Source organism: Tatumella sp. JGM118 (assembly GCF_018257515.1).
GTDB lineage: Bacteria > Pseudomonadota > Gammaproteobacteria > Enterobacterales > Enterobacteriaceae > Tatumella > Tatumella terrea.
On the sequence record NZ_JAERJR010000012.1, the window covers coordinates 71,406 to 91,726 of the forward strand.

The following is a 20,321-nucleotide window of genomic DNA, read 5'->3' on the forward strand; positions in this document are numbered from 1 at the left end:
ACCTCTCCTCCTTATAATTAAAACTCAGTCATTACTGGATCGTGCCATTAATATTTTTGGCAAGCTCATTAAATTTATCGGTAATTGCTTTGACGAAAGAACCATCTTTACTTCCGAAAACAGTCAGTAACATCGCACTTACTGCCACGGCGATAACAGCATATTCTATGGCCGTTACACCATTCTCTTTACGCATCGCCTGACAGATACGGCGTCCACCCTCGCTGAGGGCAATCTGGACTTTCAGAGATAATGAAGTCAGTTGTTCAGTCATTTGTCATCATCCTTAACATTTAAATATAAAAAACAATTAACATTTATTGTGTGTGCATCAATGCGTTCCTCAGCATTGTCCGATGATAATACGTTGACAAAAATAATATTCAAGCGACAGGATGCATTAATAAAAATGACAGTGTCCGGATATTATTCACAAACTGACACAGCCCCCGGATCCCACGCCAGGCCGTCAGTACTTGCCGGTAATTCCGGATAATTAAAAAGATATTTATGCCTTCCGGTGATAATACCCCCACAAACATTTTATCCGGTATCATTACAGGGATTGATAATTATTGCATTACATCGGTATCATTATATTTAACAAAAAATGAATAAATAAATCGGCCCTGTCTCAGGGTAATCAATTTGTGTTGCGATAATTCATAATGTTGTGCTATGAATATCAGAATTAATCTCTTAATTCAGTACCATTCATAGGGAACATGTATCGATGCTGACTAAACAGACAATAAAACAACAGATGATTGATGATATCAGTCAGATGATTATTATTGGCACGCTAAAAAAAGGAGATTTCCTGCCTTCTATTCGTACCATGGGCACCCGGTACAAAGTCTCCAGAGGGACTGTCTTACTGGTGTATAAAACGCTGGAGTCACTGGGATATATTCAGGGGCACGAACGCAGTGGTTATCTGGTGACCGGGGGGTTCCTTTCTGCGGCCTCAGACCCTAAACCGGTCAGAAGCGCCGCGGTAACGGCCGAAAAACCTGCGGAAGAAAAAAAAAACACACTGGTGTTTTCTCAGTGGCTGGGATGCAGCAACCGCGTGCAGTTACCCAAACACTTTATCCGTCGCTGGTGTGAAGAGAGCGGGACGCTGTCACTACCGACCGGCGGTGAGCAGGCAGATAAAAATGATCAGTTACTGAAAAAAAATCTCTGCCGGTTTATTCGTATTTCCCGCGGGATCCCGCTGCAACCGGAGCATCTGTTTCTGCTGCCGGGACTGCAGGAAGCCCTGCTACTGATAGCAAAAAGTATCGCGGCAACACGCCCGCATCCGGTGCTGCTGATTGAAGATCCCTGTCCGCCAAATATTCGTGAATTATTCGAATGCTTACATTTTACCGTCATTCCGGTGGGTGTCGATGACCAGGGACTGCGGGTGGAAGACTTTCCCGACAGTGGCGCAGACCTTATCTTTACCTCCCCTGCACACCAGTTTCCGATGGCGGTGCCGTTGAGTACCGTGCGGCGTAAACTGCTCAGTGAGTGGGCCTGCCGTCATGATGCGCTAATCATCGAAAATGACAGTTTTGCGATGCTGGGGTTTGGTCAGTCAGTGATCCCTGCCCTCAGCCATCGTTACCCCGACCCGCGGATTATTTATCTGACCCAGCTTTCAGAGCTGACCGGCAGCGGAATGAATGTCAGCTGTATTGTTGCCCCCCGGCCGTTAATGCAGACCCTGCGCAGACTGGCTCCGCTGCTGGTCAGTGATATTCATCCTGTGACCCGTTCTTTACTGAGTGCCTTTCTGGAATCCACCCGTTTTATGAAATACCTGACCAGCAGTATGCAGTCGCGCCGTCAGAAGGCCACGCTGGCCCTGGGTGGATTACAGTACCTGCCGGACCCTTGCTGCAATGGCCAGGAAAATGCCAGTTTCTATACTTTTCACGCCAATATCAGTGAACTGCCGGAGGGACTGCTCGATCGCTACTTCTTTCCGGTGAATCTGTTCCGTCATCCGTCCAGCGCAGATACGCACAGTAATAACACGCTGGTATATCCGTTTGCTTTACTGAGCTGTAATGAAATAGAAAAAATTAATCATCAGCTACGTCTGTCACAGCAACGCTCAGCCGCCGCCGGGTAACCCCGCGGGTCTTCCCTTCTGCAGGCAAAAAAAAAGCCCCTCCGGTTTCCCGGAGGGGCTTTCATTCAGAGAACGGAAAAGGCTTATGCCTGACCTTTGATCTCTTTACGACCGTTAAATTGTGCTTTATGGCCCAGCGCTTCTTCAATACGGATCAGCTGGTTGTATTTCGCCACACGGTCAGAACGGCTCATTGAACCGGTTTTGATTTGACCGGCCGCTGTACCTACTGCCAGGTCAGCGATAGTCGCATCTTCAGTTTCACCGGAACGGTGTGAAATTACCGCGGTGTAACCGGCATCCTTCGCCATCTTAATGGCTGCCAGCGTTTCGGTCAGGGAACCGATCTGGTTGAATTTAATCAGGATGGAGTTAGCAATACCTTTTTCGATACCTTCTTTCAGGATTTTGGTATTGGTCACGAACAGGTCATCACCGACCAGTTGCAGCTTATCGCCCAGAACTTTAGTCTGGTAAGCAAAACCTTCCCAGTCAGATTCGTTCAGACCATCTTCGATGGAAACGATAGGATACTGCTGAGCCAGTTCTTCCAGGTAATGGGTGAATTCCTGAGAGGTAAAGGTTTTACCTTCGCCTTTCAGTTCATAGTTACCGGTTTCTTTGTTATAGAACTCAGAAGCCGCACAGTCCATCGCCAGAGTCACGTCTTTACCTAACTCATAGCCGGCCGCTTTTACCGCTTCAGCGATAACCGCCAGCGCTTCGGCGTTGGATGCCAGGTTAGGTGCATAACCCCCTTCGTCACCGACAGCAGTATTCAGGCCTTTAGCCTTCAGTACTTTCGCCAGGTGATGGAAAACTTCAGAACCGATACGGATAGCTTCTTTAATGCTGGAAGCGCCCACCGGCTGGATCATGAATTCCTGAATATCGACGTTATTGTCCGCGTGCTCACCGCCGTTGATGATGTTCATCATCGGCAGTGGCATAGAAAACTTGCCGGCTGTACCGTTCAGTTCAGCGATGTGAGCGTAAAGAGGCAGGCCTTTAGACGCTGCAGCTGCTTTAGCCGCTGCCAGAGAAACCGCCAGAATCGCGTTAGCACCGAATTTAGATTTATTTTCGGTACCGTCCAGATCGATCATGATCTTGTCGATATTGGCCTGGTCTTTCGCATCTTTACCTGTGACTGCGTCTGCAATAGGTCCGTTAACCGCCGCAACGGCTTTCGTGACACCTTTGCCCAGGAAACGAGATTTATCGCCATCACGCAGTTCCAGTGCTTCGCGGGAACCCGTAGAAGCGCCTGACGGTGCAGCTGCCAGTCCAACGAAACCACCTTCCAGATGTACTTCTGCTTCAACAGTCGGGTTACCACGTGAGTCGATAATTTCGCGACCGATGACTTTTACGATTTTGGACATTCGTTTTTCCTCAGTACAAGTTAAGCTAAAACTTCTTAATCCTAAGACAAGCAACGCGCGAAAAGTTCGCGCGTTGCAGTGATAAGCTTACTTCGCCAGACTTTTCTGATGCTCAACCGATGCTTTAATAAAGCCTGAGAACAACGGGTGACCATCACGCGGAGTCGAGGTAAATTCAGGATGGAACTGGCAGGCCACAAACCACGGATGGTTAGGGTTTTCGATAATTTCTACCAGCTGGTCATCACCGGAACGACCCGCAATCCGCAAACCTGCCGCCTCAATAGGCTTCAGTAACAGATTATTGACTTCATAACGATGACGGTGACGTTCAACAATGGTTGATGCCCCGTACATCTGACGGACCAGGCTGTCATCAGACAGCTGGCAGGCCTGGCTTCCCAGACGCATCGTGCCGCCAAGATCGCTCTTTTCATCACGAACTTCAACATGACCTTCTTCATCGCGCCATTCGGTGATCAGCGCAACGACCGGTGATTTACAGTTCGGATCAAATTCTGTGGAGCTTGCACCAGCCATCCCGGCCACATTACGCGCAAACTCAATTAACGCAATCTGCATACCGAGGCAGATCCCCAGGTAAGGGATTTTGTTCTCACGGGCATACTGCGCGGCTAGAATTTTTCCTTCGATACCACGGGTACCGAACCCGCCAGGGATCAGGATAGCATCCAGTCCGTTGAGTAACTCAACACCCCGGGTTTCGATATCCTGAGAATCAATCAGTTTAATATTCACCGTCACACGGTTTTTCAGACCCGCGTGTTTCAGTGCTTCGATCACCGATTTGTAAGCATCCGGCAGTTCAACATACTTACCGACCATACCGATAGTGACTTCGCCACCCGGATTGGCTTCTTCATAGATGACCTGTTCCCATTCGGACAGATCAGCCTGCGGAGCATTCAGATTAAAACGCTTACAGATAAAGTCGTCCAGACCCTGAGATTTCAGCATGCCCGGGATCTTGTAAATAGAGTCGACATCTTTCAGAGAGATAACCGCTTTCTCTGCCACGTTACAGAACAGCGCAATCTTGGCGCGTTCGTTGGCAGGGACGGCACGGTCTGAACGACAAATCAGCACATCCGGCTGAATACCAATCGACAGAAGTTCTTTAACCGAGTGCTGAGTCGGTTTAGTTTTTACTTCACCGGCCGCCGCCATATAAGGTACCAGCGTCAGGTGCATATACAGGGTATGTTCACGCCCCACATCGACAGCCATCTGACGAATGGCTTCCAGGAAAGGCAGTGATTCAATATCACCTACCGTTCCGCCGATTTCCACCAGCACGACGTCATGGCCTTCGCCGCCTTCAATAATGCGCTCTTTGATAGCATTAGTAATATGCGGGATCACCTGAATAGTCGCGCCCAGGTAGTCACCGCGACGTTCTTTACGCAGAACTTCAGAGTAAATACGTCCGGTAGTAAAGTTATTACGGCGAGACATACGGGTACGGATAAAACGCTCGTAATGCCCTAAGTCAAGATCCGTTTCTGCACCATCATCAGTGACAAAGACTTCACCATGCTGAGTCGGGCTCATGGTGCCTGGATCGACGTTAATATAAGGGTCGAGCTTCATAATGGTCACTTTCAGACCACGAGCTTCAAGAATAGCTGCCAGGGAGGCTGCAGCAATGCCTTTACCCAGAGAGGATACGACCCCGCCGGTCACAAAAATATAGTTCGTTGTCATGCTGAACCTGAGAGTTAAGGTTTAAAGACGGTGGAATCACCAGGACGGGAAAGCAGTCTACCCGAAAGCCGCATCCGCCACAATTAATCATTCAATGACTCTTCACTCTGCGTAACCGACACCTTACGGCAAACTCTCGCCGCTATACTTGATTTTCATCACATTTTTGCCCGTTTTCCGTAAAAAGCTGAAACGAGTTAGCCTGATGAATAAAAGTTATTTATCACGTTCTTATGGCGAATTTATTAACGGGAGGGTGAAAACTGCGCGACTGGCTCCGGCAGACTGACGCCACGCCTCTGCCGGAGACCAGCGGACCGGGGACCCGCGAGTCCGCTAACGCGGGCCACCGGCGACGGCCGAAAGTACCGGTGAGGTGAAAAGTCTGGCTGCCGTCACCGAACAAAGCAACGCATCCCCCGGGGCGACTACCGGGCCCGGATACCCACGTCAGAAAACCCTGTTTTTTCCGCAGAAAGGTTATTGCACAGGAAGGTTATTGCGCGGGCACCGCGCCGGTATCACAGCATACCCGGTCGACAACTGAAGAAAAACATCCACCGGGGCCGGATAACCCCGTCAGAATACCCGCTCGCCGGGGGTCATAACGTCAGATCACGGGAGAAGCTCCCCGCACAGAGGTGAGCCCGGCGGCGGAGGGGAAAATCCGCCTGATTCAGACGGCCCCACCACCAGCCTCAGGATTTTTCCTGCTGTTTGACCTGCTGCCAGGCCGCTTCCATCTGCTCCAGGGTCGCGCCAGGCATCGTCAGCCCCTGTGCTGCAATAATGCTTTCGACCTGACGAAAACGTTTTTCAAATTTATCGTTGGCTTTCTGCAACGCGGTCTCGGCTTTACTGCCAAGATGGCGGGAAAGATTCACCGTGGCGAACAACAGATCCCCAATCTCCTCCTCCAGCCGCTGCGGGTTTATTTCATCGCGGCCAGCCTCTTCCATCACCTCAGCAATTTCTTCATGAACTTTATCGAGTACCGGCCCGGTCTCATTCCAGTCAAAACCGACATTGCTGCAACGCTTCTGGATCTTATAGGCCCGCATCAGGGCGGGCATTGCCCGGGGAATATCATCCAGCGCGGAATGCTGCGATTTCTGCTCTCGCTCCTGCTGTTTCAACGCTTCCCAGTGCTGGTTGATATCGTTCACCGCTTTATCCTGCGGTGAGGCAAAGATATGCGGGTGCCTGCGCTCCAGTTTACTGCTGATGCTCTGACAGATATCGCTGAAATCAAACAGCCCCTGTTCCTGTGCCATTTGTGCGTAGAACACGACCTGGAACAGTAAATCGCCCAGCTCTTCACGCAGTTCAGTAAAGTCTCCGCGCTGAATAGCATCCAGCACTTCATAGGTTTCTTCTAAGGTGTAAGGGGCAATAGAGGCAAACGTCTGCTGCTTATCCCACGGGCAGCCGTGCTGCGGGTCACGTAATTGCTGCATCAGCGTCAGCAAATGCTGTAATGAAGATTCTGATGTGTTCATGGCATTCTCAACGAAGGGGGTAAAACCATCCCCGGTCAGCCAGAGGCTGAACGGGGACCGGTGACCGGTTAATGGCGGCGTTTGGCATCGATAATATCAGGCACCTGATTCAGACGGGCAATAATACGTCCCAGGACCTGCTGGTTATAAATTTCGATATCCATGTCGATGGTGGCGAGCTGCTTTTTCGTATCGCTATGGCTGGAAACCCCCAGCACATTGACTTTTTCGTTGGCCAGAATGGTCGTAATATCACGCAGCAGACCGCTGCGATCATTCGCAATAACCCTCACCACCAGCGAATATCCGCTGGAATAGCTCTCCCCCCAGACGGCATCAACAATACGTTCCGGCGCATGATTCGTCAGCTCCGCCAGCTGATCACAATCCGCCCGGTGAATAGAGATCCCCCGCCCCTGGGTGATAAAGCCGACAATATCGTCGCCCGGGATAGGCTGACAGCAACGGGCAATATGGTGCATCAGATTCCCGACGCCCTCGACCACCACGCGACCACTCTCTTTGCCGGCATGGTGATTACTGTGTGATTTCTGAGTCAGCTGACGCAGGGCTTCCCTGTCTTCTTCTTCGGCGGTCGGTTTATTCAGCTTGCCCTGCAGATAGTTCACCATCTGGTTAAGCCGGATGTCACCGCCACCGATGGCCGCCAGGATTTCATCCATCGAGGTCATGTTATAGCGTGGCAACAGCAGCTTTTCAGCCTCTTTCAGGCTGATATCCAGGTGACTCAGTTCACTGTCCAGAATCTGCCGGCCGGCCAGGATATTTTTATCGCGATCCTGTTTACGGAACCAGGCATGCACTTTGGCACGACCCCGGCTGGTGGTAATATACCCAAGGTTCGGATTCAGCCAGTCCCTGCTCGGGTTCGGCTGCTTCTGGGTGATCACTTCTACCTGATCCCCCATCTGTAGCTGATAGGTGAAGGGAACAATCCGTCCGCTGATTTTGGCACCGATACAGCGGTGTCCGATATCACTGTGAATATGGTAAGCGAAGTCCAGCGGTGTCGAGCCGGCAGGCAGGTCGATGACATCGCCTTTCGGCGTAAACACATACACCCGGTCGTCAAACACCTGACTGCGGACTTCCTCAAGCATTTCGCCGCTGTCAGCCATCTCTTCCTGCCAGGCGATCAGTTTACGCAGCCAGGCAATCCGCTCTTCGTGACCCGCCGCGCCACGGGTATTGCTGATCCCCGGGCCTTCTTTGTATTTCCAGTGGGCCGCCACCCCCAGTTCAGCATCTTCATGCATCTGCCGGGTACGGATTTGTATCTCGACCGTTTGTCCACGCGGCCCCAGTACCACCGTGTGGATAGACTGGTAGCCGTTAGGCTTAGGGTTAGCGACATAGTCGTCAAACTCACTGGGCAGATGACGGTACAGGGTGTGGACGATCCCTAACGCGCCGTAACAGTCCTGCAGACGGTCAGCCACAATGCGCACGGCACGGACATCGAACAGTTCATCAAAGGACAGGGCTTTCTTCTGCATCTTACGCCAGATGCTATAGATATGTTTCGGCCGGCCATAGACTTCGGCCCTGACCCCTTCGCGGGTCATTTCCTGACGCAGGTTATCGACGAAATTTTCGATATATTGTTCACGATCGACCCGCCGCTCATGCAGCAGTTTCGCGATACGTTTATATTCTTCCGGGTGCAGATAACGGAAACAGTAATCTTCCAGTTCCCATTTTAACTGACCGATCCCCAGGCGGTTTGCCAGCGGCGCATAGATATTGGTGCTCTCTTTCGCCGCCAGAACACGTTCGTCTTCCGGCGCATCTTTCATTTCGCGCAGATGGGCGACCCGCTCTGCCAGCTTGATCACCACACAACGAAAGTCTTCCACCATTGCCAGCAACATGCGGCGGACATTATCCACCTGTTCTGAGGCCATCGAATCGTTATGGGTCGCCTTCAGCTGACGGATGGCATCCATATCCCGGACACCATGCACCAGCGAGACAATCTCCCTGCCAAACCGCTCTTCCAGTTGTTCTTCGGTAACCACCTCTTCGTTAGCCAGCGGGAACAGCAACGCTGCGCGCAGGGTATCGTTGTCCATACTGAGTTCGGTCAGTATTTCGACCATCTCAATACCGCGCCACAGTAACATCGGCTGAAGAGGATGGTGACTGGTCTCGGTTTCGCAATAACGCCAGCAGTCCGCCAGTCGCTGGCAGGATTGCTCATTAGCAATCCCCAGAGTGGCTATCCACTGTTCGAGGGCAAATTCCCCTGCCGTATTCATATGCGCACTTCTTACCGCAACCATAACTTCTCCTGCATGACGGCCTGCCTGGCCGTTTAGGTTCTGCTGAACAGCACCATGGATTCCAGATGGCTGGTATGAGGAAACATATCCAGCATCGTCACCCGCTCCGCAATATAGCCTGCTGCCATCAAGGGCTCACTGTCACGAGCCAGTGTGGCGGGATTACAGGACACATACACTATACGTTCTGGTGCCAGCGCAATAATATGCGCCATTATTCCGGCGGCACCGGCCCTGGCCGGATCGAGCAGTACTTTAGTGAACCCCTGCGATGCCCAGGGTTGTCCTGTCACATCCTGTTCCAGATCGTGCCGGTAGAACGTGACATTATGTAAATCATTATCCTGCGCATTACGCGCAGCCTGCTGAACTAATGCCTCTACCCCTTCAACACCGACAACATTCTCAACATACTGCCCGACAGGCAGAGTGAAGTTGCCCATTCCGCAAAACAGGTCCAGTACCCGGTCGCCGGGCTGCAACGCCAGCCAGTCGATAGCCGTCGTCACCATCTGCTGATTCACCTTGTCATTCACCTGGATGAAATCCTGCGGGCTGAAGGATAGCTTCAGGTTATGCGACTGATAATACGGCATTTCTCCGCAAATGTGTTGCAGAGTATTGTTGTCCGGGGCAAGAAACAACATCAGCTGGTGATGTTGCGAAAATCGTTCCAGTTTTTCATGGTCAGCCACAGAAAATGGTTTCAGATGGCGTAAAACCAGCATCACCCCATTGTCCGCCTGCACCAGCTCGGCATGGCCGAGATCCCGGGCACCCTGTAATTCTGTCATACACTGTCTCAGTTCGGGGAGCAAACGATCCAGAGATTGCACCATAACAGGGCACTGGCGGATATTCACGATTTCGCTGCTGCCATTTTTACGAAAGCCCATGTCCAGCCGCTGCTGTTTATTATCCCAGCGCAGGCTCAGCCGTGCACGTCGCCGGTAGTGCCAGCTGTCTCCGTGGATCACCTGTTCAACCTTTAACGGTTGCGGGCTGTTGTGGTTGAGCATTCTTTCCAGGGCTTGTTTTTTACTTTGCTGCTGAAGAGCTTCACTGACGTGCTGCTGCTGGCAGCCACCACATTCACCATAATGAGGACAACGTGCAACCACACGCTCAGGACTTTGCGTGAGAAGCCGGGTCGCTTTACCGCGGGAATAGTGACGTTTATCTTCCTGCACCGTCACCTGCACTTTTTCTCCGGGCAGCGCCCCACTGACAAACAGGGTTTTCCCCTGATAACGCGCCACGCCCTGACCAAACGGATCCAGCTCATCTATCGTTACCGTGAGTTCTTTGCGGGGCTTCGCGCGCCTGGCAGCGGAATAAAATTGCACCATCAGTAATGTGTTCTCTTAATATGGCAGATTGTCAGAGGTATGCCGGGCTTTCCGGCAACAGAATGTATTTTACCTGCTCTGTAAAATTCTGCAGACAATGATACGGAAAAACAGACGGAATGTAGCGTAAAAAAGCCAAATACATTCACAAATCTGTTCACTCAGCATTCATCCTGTCTGCCGGTAAAGACACCTTTTCTCAGAGCTCCCCCTGATCCGCAGGGGGAAATATATCCCTGATACCGCCTGCGCGGCAGATTGCCTGAAATGTTACGGTGGCTGACAGCCCTATAGCAGCAACCGATAACGGGACAGAACGGAGTGAGCAAACGAAACAGTAAAAGGACGTGACAGACGAAGAAGCAGAACGGGGTTAGCAAGCGGAGGGGTAAAACGACCCAACAGATGAAGAAGTAAAAGGGGCGACAGTAAAAAGACTCGCCCGCACGTTCGCCGGAGAGCGCAAAAAGCGGCGGGCAGGAAAGATGCATCTGCCCGCGGTTTCTGCGGATTACAACAAGGTTATCCAGTGTTCAATCCACGGTAAGGCAACCTCTTCGGGCACCGGTGAGTCCTGTGCATCGACCAACAGAACCTCACCGATACGCTGTGCCTGATGCTCCTGCAACAGCTGATCGAAAGCCTGACCGGCTCCGCAATATTCCTGATAACTGCTATCCCCCAGAGCAATCAGCCCGTAACGTACCGTCGGCTGGTAACCACACTGATCTTTCATGGCAGTATAAAGCCCTGCGATAGTGTCCGGAAAGTCGCCCTGCCCGGTCGTGGAGGTAATAATTAACCGGATCTGCAGACTCTCATCCAGCCACTGACTTAACACCGGTTCATCATACAGGCGGACCTGGTGTCCGACGGCTTCCAGCATTGGCTGCGCTTCTTCGGCAATAAGCTGCGAATTACCATACACGGTACCGATAAAAATTCCGATACTGGCCATTACTTCTCCTCCGTCTCTGACGGTTCAATAAACGGGATGGTCCGGGGTAAATCCGGTAACAGATCCTGCCAGCCGAAATGGTCAAAGGCCGTTTGCCAGACCGTATCGAGGCCGGCCTGCAGATATAGAGACTCCCCGGTCACCGGATGCGTCAGCATAAGCCGGGATGCATGTAACATCAGTCGGTGACATCCGAAATGTCCGGCGGCCCCGCGATTCTGACGTAAATCCCCGTGATTAGTATCACCGATGATCGGATGCCGGAGGTGCGACATATGGCGACGCAATTGGTGCTTACGACCGGTTTGCGGAGTGAGTTCCATCAGAGTGTAACGGCAGGTGGAATAACGCCCTATCGGCACCGGCATTTCAACCTGAGCCAGCGGCTGATAGCGGGTCAGTGCCGACTGAGGCGCGGCAGGCGCGGCGGAATGTTTATCGGCAATCTTATCCCGCTCTTCCATCAACGGATAATCCAGCTCGCCCGCCTCTGTCAGCCAGCCACGCACGACGGCATGATACGTTTTTTCCAGCTGATGCTGTTCGAACTGCTGTGATAACAGCCGGGCAACCTCAGACGATAAGGCGAAGATCAACACGCCGGACGTCGGGCGGTCCAGACGATGGACGGTAAAGACATGCTGGCCTATCTGGTCACGCAGTGTCTGCATCACGAAGGTCGTTTCATGCCGATCCAGCCAGCTCCGGTGAACCAGCATACCCGCGGGTTTGTTGACCACCACCAGCCAGCGATCCTGATAAATAATTTCAAGCATTAAGGCGTTTCTTGTTCAAAGAGACCATCAAGTTGCCTTAAGGTCAGTAACAATACCGGACGTACGCTGTGCTGCGGCTCCAGCGCCATTTCAAAATACGGAGCGATCGCCAGTTTTTCAGGTAACCCGGCCCCGGCATCGATGATGTCCGTCATCCGGGGAATAAAAATCCACTGCAGCCATTCCAGCGGATGCAGGGTGTCCAGGCTGAAAGGCTGGGAGCTTTGCAGCGCGCTCTCTGCCGGTGCCGTTTCCTGCCATAGCTGATGGTCCCGTAAGATCTGTTCAAGTTGCGACAGTCGCTGCAGGACGATATGTTGCTCAGCCACCGGTGTTCTCCTTTTCCTGATAAAAACCGCGCCAGCATACCATTACACGGAGGAAAAGTGATGAGCATAAAAAAGGGAGTACTGTAAAAATACAGTACTCCCAGTCTGTTCGCAGCAATCCAGCTACAATCGTGCTCCCTGCTTTCATTGGGCTTAATCAGTATCAGCCGGGTCATCCTGACCGGACTTTCTGGCCCGATGCGCCACTGTCTATCCCCGACAGCAACTTCCCTCCCGGGGAGGGGGTTAGCTCAGGCAGAGCAGGTTACTTCTTTCCTGAAACAACCTTACGGCATCTGACATCCATAACAGATACCACCTTCCCTGGGCTGTTTTCATCCTGAAAACCAGTCACCTCCACGGCGTCCTGCCAGTGGGTGCCATTCTGGCAGAGTTGCCATTTTTCGCAACGGGATTTTTACTGTAAAAATCCTAATTAGCTTTATAATTCAATGGCTTTTACAGTAACCCCCTGAAATAGGAAGGCTTTATACAATGACGAATTCCCAGGTAAAAAACACTCTTTATTGATCTGAATCAAGTTACTTACCGCCTTCTGTTCACAAACTGCGGGATTTCAGACTATTTCGTCACGATCCCGTCAGATTCGGTAAGAAAATCAGCCAGTGAAGGGGCCAGAATTTCACGCTTCTTGGTGCCGAGTGATTCCAGGATAACTTCACCGCTCAGGTTACAGACCGAGATAATTTCGGTGTCGTGATCGGTCGCGGCAATAAACAGGGTCGGGGTCTGTTTCAGTCGCCGTTTCATCACCAGGTGTCCGATTAAATTCTCCTGCACCCGGCTGAAATCTTCCTCATTCCAGACCTGCAGCAAGGTCATCGGACGTCCCTGCCAGACGGCCTGCATATCCGCCGCAAACTGCGCGGTATACCAGGCGACTACGGCGGGCTGAATCACAATATCCAGCGCACGTTCTACCGCTTCCAGCGTTGCGGGCAAAGTAAACGGCCGGGGTTGCCAGTAGACCCCCCGCTCATCGCCCGACTCAATACACGGAGAATCGATACCCGCGAGTGCTTCACTCCACGGAAAATGACCGGTTTGCTGCTGCCATTTCTCACAATAGCGGCGGGTAAAGGCGTGTAAAGCATCTAAGGTTTGCTGCATCATTCATTTTCTCACTTCTGATCGGGTACACTGAGCACAACGTTTACTTTATCCGTGGTACTTTCATGACTCATTATGACCAACATCAGGCCCTGGAAGGTCTGACCCTGGGAAAAAAAACTTCCTACACCGAACATTATGCCCCGGAGTTATTACAACCGGTTCCGCGCAGCCTGAACCGTGACGGTCTGGGGTTGCAGGAAGATAACCTGCCCTTTCATGGCGAGGACCTCTGGACATTGTACGAACTCTCCTGGCTAAATGAGCAGGGAGTTCCGCGCGTGGCTATCGGTTATGTGGCGCTCTGTGCCACCAGCCGGAATCTGATTGAATCGAAGAGTTTTAAACTCTATCTGAATAGTTTCAATCAGACAAAATTTGCGGATACTGAAGCCGTCAGAGCCACTCTCGAAAAAGATCTCACTGCCTGTGCCGGGGGTAAAGTCACGGTAACCCTCTCAAGCCTGAGTGAGGCTGAAGGACAACCGGTCGGTCATTTCGCCGGAGAGTGCATCGACGACCTGCCGGTTACCGTCGATAATTACAGTTTTGATAACAGTCTGCTGAAAGGCGCCACGGTGCCTGAGATCGTCGAAGAGACGCTGGTCAGCCACCTGCTGAAATCCAACTGCCTGATCACCCAACAGCCTGACTGGGGCTCGGTCATGATCCGCTATCGCGGCCCGCAGATCGATCGTGAAGCGCTGTTACGCTACCTGCTCTCTTTCCGCCAGCATAATGAATTCCACGAACAGTGTGTTGAGCGCATTTTCAATGATCTGCAGCAGTTTTGCCAGCCGGAGCACCTGACGGTGTATGCACGCTACACGCGCAGAGGTGGCCTGGACATCAACCCGTGGCGCAGTAACGTTGAGTTTGATGCCCCTATAGCGCGGCTGGCCCGCCAGTAAATTCCGCTATTCCCCGCAATCATCACAAGGAATAAGCACTTATCACTTGTGAAAATCCGCGAGCCAGCGATACTCTGAAATACCGGCCAGTGAAACCACAGGGCCGGACAGGGAGCCGGCGTCACGGTCAATGATTTTACAGCCGCTGTGTGATGCAGCAGTTCCCCGCGGGGAGTAAGGAGTTCTCTTGATTACACATATCAGCCCCCTTGGGGCGATGGATCTGCTTTCACAACTGGAAGTAGATATGCTGAAAAGAACCGCCAGCAGTGACCTGTATCAGTTATTCCGCAACTGCTCGCTGGCGGTGCTTAATTCCGGCAGCCAGACAGATAACAGTCAGCAACTGCTATCGCGCTTTACCGATTTTGATATCAATGTATTGCGTCGCGAACGCGGCGTAAAACTGGAGCTGATTAACCCGCCGGAAAATGCCTTTGTCGATGGTCAGATTATCCGTTCGCTGCAGGCAAACTTATTCGCCGTACTACGGGATATCCTGTTTGTGACCGGTCAGCTGAACCATTCGGCGCGTTTTCGCGAACCGAACCCGAAAGATTCGGCCTACATCACCAATATGGTGTTTTCTATTTTGCGTAATGCCCGTGCTCTGCATGTGGGGGAGTTACCGAATACCGTGGTCTGCTGGGGGGGACATTCAGTGAACCCGGTGGAATATCAGTATTGCCGGGATGTCGGCACGCAATTAGGTCTGCGTGAACTGAATATCTGCACCGGCTGTGGCCCGGGGGTGATGGAAGCGCCGATGAAAGGTGCAGCCGTCGGCCATGCACAGCAGCGTTACCATGAAGGACGTTTTATCGGTCTGACCGAACCTTCCATCATTGCGGCTGAGCCACCGAACCCGCTGGTGAATGAGCTGATTATCATGCCGGATATCGAAAAACGTCTGGAGGCCTTCGTACGCATCGCACACGGCATTATTATCTTCCCGGGCGGCGTCGGGACGGCCGAAGAGTTGCTCTATCTGCTGGGTATTATGATGCATCCGCACAACCACCAGCAGGTGCTGCCGCTGATCCTCACCGGGCCGAAAGAGAGTGCAGACTATTTCCGTGTGCTGGATGATTTTATCGTCAATACGCTGGGTGAGGCGGCCACCCGCCATTACCGGATTATCATCGATGATGCCCCGGCGGTCGCAAAAGCCATGAAACAGGCCATGCCGGCCGTGAAGGAGTATCGCCGTCAGACCGGCGATGCCTACAGTTTTAACTGGTCACTGCGCATCGAACCGGAACTGCAACTGCCGTTCCAGCCGACCCATGCCAATATGTCCGCCCTTAACCTCAACCAGGATCAGCCGAAAGATAAACTGGCCGCAGATTTGCGCCGGATGTTCTCGGGGATCGTGGCAGGAAATGTGAAAGAGATCGGCATCCGCGAAATACGAGCCCACGGACCGTTTAAAATTCACGGCGATGCCGATATCATGCACCGCATGGATGAAATGTTGCAGGGCTTCATCGCGCAGCACCGGATGAAACTGCCGGGCAGTGCGTATGTCCCTTGCTACGAAATCATCAGATAATCTCTCTGCTTACCGGCCACCCGCCGGTAAGCAGCTTCTGTTTTTACTTTACGCTGTGTTCCGCGTTGATATTCTCCGGCCCTTATGACTTTTCATTTACTGATCATCGATGCACTGAACCTTATTCGCCGAATCCATGCGGTTCAGGGCAGTCAGTGTCTTACCGGCACCCGTGCCGCCCTGCGCCAGCTACTGCAACACAGTCAGCCAACCCATGTGGTCGGTGTGTTCGATAATCCTCATCAGCGTGAAGGCTGGCGACACCGGATACTGAGCGATTATAAAGCCGGCCGCACGGAGATGCCGGAAGAGTTACGTCTGCTGATGCCCGCCCTGCATCAGGTGTTTGCTGACTGCGGTATTCGCTGCTGGCATGCCACAGACGATGAGGCCGATGACCTGGCCGCCACCCTGGCCTGCAAGATGGCGCAGGCCGGCCAGCAGACCACCATTGTGTCGACCGACAAAGGTTACTGCCAGTTGCTGGCCCCCGACATTCGCTTACGTGACTACTTTCAGAAACGCTGGCTGGATGTCCCCTTTATCCGCCAGCAATACGGCGTGTCACCCGAACAACTGCCGGATTACTGGGGGCTTTGCGGTATCGCCGGCAGTAAAATTCCGGGAGTGGCGGGGATAGGACCAAAGAGTGCGGCAGAACTTATCCACCGGTTTGGTAATCTGGAGAGGCTTTTTGAGCAACTGGATCAGGTGGAAGAAAAGTGGCGTAAGAAATTGCAGGGGTCGCAGGAAATCGCGCTGATCTCCAGACAGGTTGCCCGACTGGCAACCGATCTGGAGTTACAGGGAAACCTGAAGAGCCTGCGTTATCTGCCTGCCTCAGGTCACTGACAACCTTTACTCGCGTTCGTCACGACGGCCGGGTGTGGCACCCCAGATACGACGCACGTGGACGGTGATCTCTTCGCGATCATGATAGAGATGACGCGCCCGGATCTGTGCATTGATCCCGCCGGCCTGCAGAGATTCGGCGATCATTTGCAGGTTCTGAGTGACCTCTTCATAACGCTTTTTCATCGGCAGTTTCAGGTTAAAAATCGCTTCCCGGCACCAGCCATTGATCAGCCATTCGGTCATCAGAGCCGCGACCCTGACCGGTTTTTCGACCATATCACAGACCAGCCAGGTCACATTCGTTTTTGGCGGGCGGAATTTAAAACCATCTTCGCGACAATGGATCACCTGCCCGGTGTCCATCAGTGAAGGGGCCATCGGTCCGTTATCGACCGCATATACCATCATGCTGCGTTGCACCAACTGGTAAGTCCAGCCGCCCGGGCAGGCTCCCAGATCCACCGCATACATTCCGCTGCCCAGCCGCTCATCCCACTCATCTGCCGGCACAAAAATATGGAAAGCTTCTTCCAGTTTTAAGGTGGAACGGCTCGGGGCATCGGACGGGAACTTCAGCCGCGGGATCCCCATAAACAACGGAGAGTTGTTTTCCGGATAAGAGTAACCGACATAACAGGTCCCGGAGGCAATGAAGAAGACATGCACGACCGGACGCTTCGCCGATTCATAATTCAGCAGAATGCCGTTCTGACGTAATGCAGCCCGTAGCGGCACCGTAAACTTACGGCAGAATTTAAGCAGTTCTTTGGCTTCGTTGGTATCCGGTACTTCAACGCGCAGCTCACCGCCCTTCTCCACGGCACCGGTCAGCATGCCACACACCGGCGTGATACGATCGTCCGGCGGTAAATCCCGTAATAATTCACCGACCACAATCATCTGCCGGGCAAAGATCAGGGACGCAAACGGGATCTGACGGATCAGTTTGTCAGCATCTTCATACTGGTAGCATTCGAAAATCACGTAGCCGGAATGATCTTTCACCCGCGCAAAACCAAACACTTCCAGTGCCGTGGCACGGGCAGTGATTTCTGCCGCACATTCTTTTTCAAACCCGGAACGACAATAGAGTAAAACTTTATTCATGGCTGCCTGCCTTTCGTTTCAGACGCAGAGCGCCAATCAACATCAATAACCATCCGGCCAGGAAGCAAAGGCCTCCGACCGGCGTCACAAAAACTAAAAACATCAGATGGGACAGTGCCAGGCAGTAGAGACTGCCACTGAATAACACTGTGCCCAATGCAAGGAGTGCGGCACTCCAGTAAAACCAGATATTCGCCCTGCGCAGCATTGCAGATGCCAGACCGAGGATCGCCAGCGTATGATACGCCTGATATTCAAGACCGGTATGGATCCACGCCATCTCATTACTGCCCAGCGTTTTACTTAATACATGGGCGCCGAAAGCGCCGAAAGCCACCAGTAAAAAACCACTGATGGCGGCAAAAATAAACATCGTGCGGCTGGACATGTCCTGTTCCTCATCGAGCCCGTTGGCTGTGTCCTGTTTTGCTAATCATAGCGAAAACGAAACTTTTCCTGTTCACTGGCGGCACGCGCCAGGATCCACTGCCGGAAAGCCGCTATTTTACCCAGATCTGCCTGGCTGTCATGACAAACCAGATAAAAAGCGTTCTGACTGGCTAAAACATCATTAAACGGGCATACCAGGCGACCACTTTCCAGCTCGCTCTGCACCATAACATTATTCGCCAGTGCAATCCCCTGCCCGTGAATAGCGGCCTGTAACACCATCGCGGTATGGCTGAAAATGGGCCCCTGCTGAACATTGACATGGTTCAGCCCCAGTTGCCGGGTATAGCTCTGCCAGTCGCGGCGCGATGCGTCATGCAACAAGGTGAAATGGGCCAGGTCTGCCGGACTCTTCAGCGAAAACTCACCGGTCAGTAAGGCCGGAGAACAAACGGGCAGTAAGTACTCCGCATACAGTTTTTCCACCCGCAGTCCCGGCCAGTTCCCCCGGCCATAGAAGATAGCCACGTCCACATCATCAGACAGTTTATCCTCTTCACGGTCGACGGCCTGGATACGGACATCGATGCCCGGACAGTCCTGGTTAAAACTGGACAACCGGGGAACCAGCCACTGGATCGCAAAACTGGGTAACAGACTGACCGTCAGCGCACCTTTCGCACTTCGGGCCTGCAGTTTACGGGTGGCATCGTTCAGTGCGGCAAATATCTCTTTAATATCCAGCGAATAGCTTTGGCCTTCTTCGGTCAGTAACAGAGATCGGTTACGGCGACGGAACAGTTTCAGACCGAGAAAGTCTTCCAGAGATTTAATCTGGTGGCTGACGGCGGCCTGGGTAACAAACAGCTCTTCGGCCGCACGGGTAAAACTCAGGTGCCGCGCAGCAGCATCGAAGACTTTGAGAGCATTGAGAGGTGGCAGTCGTTTTGACATAACAATATTCAGATTCAGGGCCAATGGGATGCAGGAGCCGGAATGCACTCAGACATTAGTTTTTTTTATCCGAAGCATTATAAATTGTCCCTTGAGGAACCTCCAGCAAATACCTATAGTTCACGCACTTCCTGAGCCGGAACGAAAAGTTTCCTGAACCAGTCATATCAGGGCCTTTTGGCTTTAGGTGGTGATGTTGTGTTTGCATTTGGTCTGTTTTTCAGACCTGATTTATTTCCTGTGATATACCCTGTCTGTCCATAGTTTATATTTTTACAGCACCGCTTAATGCGGTGTTTTTTTTTGTCTTTTATATTCAGTTCCGGCGATGATGCCTTATCCCCCCTTCAAAACCCCGCAAGCCGCAATAACTCACCTTATGCGAAAAGCGAAACGTTTGCGCAGATATTTGCATAGATTCAGATTATGCATAAACCTGACAGAGGAACGACATAATTAATCATTTCAGTAAAAAACTGGCCGGGCGACACGAAGAGATAATCTGCAAAAAACGGCGGGAAAAACGAAGGAAGAGATAAAGCAGCCGCCACCGGCGACTGCAATCAATACGATAGGCTTACTGACCGAGCTGAGTCATTTCTTTGACGTCAGAACGGTTGATCTGCTGCTTGATACCACTGCTGTCTTTATAGACGATCATACCGGTGTCATCATCAACGCCAGGCTTACCTTGTGCTACGATGGTACGGCCATCATTGGTATGCATGACATAATTAGACGAACAACCAGCCAGGGTGAAGACGAGCGCGGATACTGCGAATACTGCTGCGAGTTGCTTTTTCATTTATTATCTCCTTACAGATAAGAATACCTTAAACTGTCAGCGATTCTGCCTTTATGCAGTCCATGTTTTTGTCCGTAACCACGGATAACTAACATTAAGCTATAAATATGCTTACAGCCTGCTAATAAAGCATATGACAATTTTGTCACTTTGCCAGCAGAGGCTGT

General features: G+C 52.0%; 18 protein-coding genes. 4 read left to right on the forward strand and 14 right to left on the reverse strand.

All coding sequences use genetic code 11. The features are described from left to right. Positions 1-31: 31 nt before the first annotated feature. Positions 32-274 (reverse strand): Flp family type IVb pilin, encoded by a 243-nt coding sequence (locus JK223_RS11930; RefSeq protein ID WP_249213601.1) that lies wholly within the window; start codon positions 272-274, stop codon positions 32-34. A 459-nt stretch (positions 275-733) separates the two neighbouring features. Between JK223_RS11930 and JK223_RS11935 the strand changes: the two genes are divergently transcribed. Continuing rightward, positions 734-2,125: a PLP-dependent aminotransferase family protein gene (locus JK223_RS11935; protein WP_212714401.1), complete on the forward strand. Its 1,392-nt coding sequence runs from the start codon at positions 734-736 to the stop codon at positions 2,123-2,125. An 83-nt stretch (positions 2,126-2,208) separates the two neighbouring features. On the opposite strand, the gene eno is transcribed toward JK223_RS11935, so the two are convergent. The 9 genes from eno to syd form a co-directional block, all read right to left on the reverse strand. Beyond that, entirely contained in the window at positions 2,209-3,510 is a 1,302-nt protein-coding gene (gene eno / locus JK223_RS11940; protein WP_212714402.1) for a phosphopyruvate hydratase, read from the reverse strand. An 87-nt stretch (positions 3,511-3,597) separates the two neighbouring features. Beyond that, entirely contained in the window at positions 3,598-5,235 is a 1,638-nt protein-coding gene (gene pyrG, locus JK223_RS11945) for a glutamine hydrolyzing CTP synthase (RefSeq protein WP_212714403.1), read from the reverse strand. Positions 5,236-5,933: 698 nt separating this feature from the next. Next, a complete protein-coding gene (gene mazG, locus JK223_RS11950) occupies positions 5,934-6,734 on the reverse strand; it encodes a nucleoside triphosphate pyrophosphohydrolase (protein ID WP_212714404.1) in 801 nt (266 codons plus the stop codon). Positions 6,735-6,802: 68 nt separating this feature from the next. Continuing rightward, positions 6,803-9,037, reverse strand: coding sequence for a GTP diphosphokinase (relA, locus tag JK223_RS11955; RefSeq protein ID WP_212714405.1), 2,235 nt, complete (start codon positions 9,035-9,037; stop codon positions 6,803-6,805). 32 nt (positions 9,038-9,069) lie between these two features. Continuing rightward, positions 9,070-10,386, reverse strand: coding sequence for a 23S rRNA (uracil(1939)-C(5))-methyltransferase RlmD (gene rlmD, locus JK223_RS11960; RefSeq protein ID WP_212714406.1), 1,317 nt, complete (start codon positions 10,384-10,386; stop codon positions 9,070-9,072). Between the two features lie 511 nt (positions 10,387-10,897). After that, a complete protein-coding gene (locus JK223_RS11965; protein ID WP_212714407.1) occupies positions 10,898-11,344 on the reverse strand; it encodes a flavodoxin in 447 nt (148 codons plus the stop codon). Further along, positions 11,344-12,120 (reverse strand): tRNA pseudouridine(65) synthase TruC, encoded by a 777-nt coding sequence (gene truC / locus JK223_RS11970; RefSeq protein WP_212714408.1) that lies wholly within the window; start codon positions 12,118-12,120, stop codon positions 11,344-11,346. Before truC ends, JK223_RS11965 begins: the two co-directional genes overlap by 1 nt. Continuing rightward, the gene (locus JK223_RS11975) at positions 12,120-12,449 is read right to left on the reverse strand and encodes a YqcC family protein (RefSeq protein WP_212714409.1); all 330 of its coding nucleotides are present in this window, start codon (positions 12,447-12,449) and stop codon (positions 12,120-12,122) included. Before JK223_RS11975 ends, truC begins: the two co-directional genes overlap by 1 nt. A gap of 582 nt (positions 12,450-13,031) precedes the next feature. Next, positions 13,032-13,583: a SecY-interacting protein gene (syd, locus tag JK223_RS11980; protein ID WP_212714410.1), complete on the reverse strand. Its 552-nt coding sequence runs from the start codon at positions 13,581-13,583 to the stop codon at positions 13,032-13,034. A gap of 62 nt (positions 13,584-13,645) precedes the next feature. On the opposite strand from syd, the gene queF reads away from it, so the two are divergent. The 3 genes from queF (at position 13,646) to xni (ending at position 16,895) form a co-directional block, all read left to right on the forward strand. Beyond that, positions 13,646-14,491: an NADPH-dependent 7-cyano-7-deazaguanine reductase QueF gene (gene queF, locus JK223_RS11985; RefSeq protein ID WP_212714411.1), complete on the forward strand. Its 846-nt coding sequence runs from the start codon at positions 13,646-13,648 to the stop codon at positions 14,489-14,491. Between the two features lie 187 nt (positions 14,492-14,678). Further along, positions 14,679-16,043 carry a nucleotide 5'-monophosphate nucleosidase PpnN gene (gene ppnN / locus JK223_RS11990; RefSeq protein ID WP_212714412.1) on the forward strand — a complete coding sequence of 455 codons (1,365 nt, stop codon included), beginning with the start codon at positions 14,679-14,681 and terminating at the stop codon, positions 16,041-16,043. Between the two features lie 84 nt (positions 16,044-16,127). Then, complete coding sequence (xni, locus tag JK223_RS11995; protein ID WP_212714413.1) at positions 16,128-16,895, forward strand: flap endonuclease Xni; 768 nt, start codon at positions 16,128-16,130, stop codon at positions 16,893-16,895. Positions 16,896-16,901: 6 nt separating this feature from the next. Here the strand turns inward: xni and rlmM are convergent, their stop codons facing one another. The 4 genes from rlmM to JK223_RS12015 all read right to left on the reverse strand — a co-directional run bounded on the left by rlmM (position 16,902) and on the right by JK223_RS12015 (position 20,154). After that, complete coding sequence (rlmM, locus tag JK223_RS12000) at positions 16,902-18,005, reverse strand: 23S rRNA (cytidine(2498)-2'-O)-methyltransferase RlmM (RefSeq protein WP_212714414.1); 1,104 nt, start codon at positions 18,003-18,005, stop codon at positions 16,902-16,904. Beyond that, positions 17,998-18,393 carry a DUF423 domain-containing protein gene (locus JK223_RS12005; protein ID WP_212714415.1) on the reverse strand — a complete coding sequence of 132 codons (396 nt, stop codon included), beginning with the start codon at positions 18,391-18,393 and terminating at the stop codon, positions 17,998-18,000. The genes rlmM and JK223_RS12005 overlap by 8 nt, the downstream gene beginning before the upstream one ends. A 41-nt stretch (positions 18,394-18,434) precedes the next feature. Continuing rightward, positions 18,435-19,349: a transcriptional regulator GcvA gene (locus JK223_RS12010; protein ID WP_212714416.1), complete on the reverse strand. Its 915-nt coding sequence runs from the start codon at positions 19,347-19,349 to the stop codon at positions 18,435-18,437. A gap of 577 nt (positions 19,350-19,926) precedes the next feature. Further along, complete coding sequence (locus JK223_RS12015; protein ID WP_212714417.1) at positions 19,927-20,154, reverse strand: YgdI/YgdR family lipoprotein; 228 nt, start codon at positions 20,152-20,154, stop codon at positions 19,927-19,929. Positions 20,155-20,321 lie beyond the last annotated feature (167 nt).

Excerpts from the sequence above, each read along its gene's own strand:
- JK223_RS11930 (WP_249213601.1), bottom strand. The coding sequence starts at position 274 with ATGACTGAACAACTGACTTCATTATCTCTGAAAGTCCAGATTGCCCTC.
- JK223_RS11935 (WP_212714401.1), top strand. The coding sequence starts at position 734 with ATGCTGACTAAACAGACAATAAAACAACAGATGATTGATGATATCAGT.
- eno (WP_212714402.1), bottom strand. The coding sequence starts at position 3,510 with ATGTCCAAAATCGTAAAAGTCATCGGTCGCGAAATTATCGACTCACGT.
- pyrG (WP_212714403.1), bottom strand. The coding sequence starts at position 5,235 with ATGACAACGAACTATATTTTTGTGACCGGCGGGGTCGTATCCTCTCTG.
- mazG (WP_212714404.1), bottom strand. The coding sequence starts at position 6,734 with ATGAACACATCAGAATCTTCATTACAGCATTTGCTGACGCTGATGCAG.
- relA (WP_212714405.1), bottom strand. The coding sequence starts at position 9,037 with ATGGTTGCGGTAAGAAGTGCGCATATGAATACGGCAGGGGAATTTGCC.
- rlmD (WP_212714406.1), bottom strand. The coding sequence starts at position 10,386 with ATGGTGCAATTTTATTCCGCTGCCAGGCGCGCGAAGCCCCGCAAAGAA.
- JK223_RS11965 (WP_212714407.1), bottom strand. The coding sequence starts at position 11,344 with ATGGCCAGTATCGGAATTTTTATCGGTACCGTGTATGGTAATTCGCAG.
- truC (WP_212714408.1), bottom strand. The coding sequence starts at position 12,120 with ATGCTTGAAATTATTTATCAGGATCGCTGGCTGGTGGTGGTCAACAAA.
- syd (WP_212714410.1), bottom strand. The coding sequence starts at position 13,583 with ATGATGCAGCAAACCTTAGATGCTTTACACGCCTTTACCCGCCGCTAT.
- queF (WP_212714411.1), top strand. The coding sequence starts at position 13,646 with ATGACTCATTATGACCAACATCAGGCCCTGGAAGGTCTGACCCTGGGA.
- xni (WP_212714413.1), top strand. The coding sequence starts at position 16,128 with ATGACTTTTCATTTACTGATCATCGATGCACTGAACCTTATTCGCCGA.
- rlmM (WP_212714414.1), bottom strand. The coding sequence starts at position 18,005 with ATGAATAAAGTTTTACTCTATTGTCGTTCCGGGTTTGAAAAAGAATGT.
- JK223_RS12005 (WP_212714415.1), bottom strand. The coding sequence starts at position 18,393 with ATGTCCAGCCGCACGATGTTTATTTTTGCCGCCATCAGTGGTTTTTTA.
- JK223_RS12010 (WP_212714416.1), bottom strand. The coding sequence starts at position 19,349 with ATGTCAAAACGACTGCCACCTCTCAATGCTCTCAAAGTCTTCGATGCT.
- JK223_RS12015 (WP_212714417.1), bottom strand. The coding sequence starts at position 20,154 with ATGAAAAAGCAACTCGCAGCAGTATTCGCAGTATCCGCGCTCGTCTTC.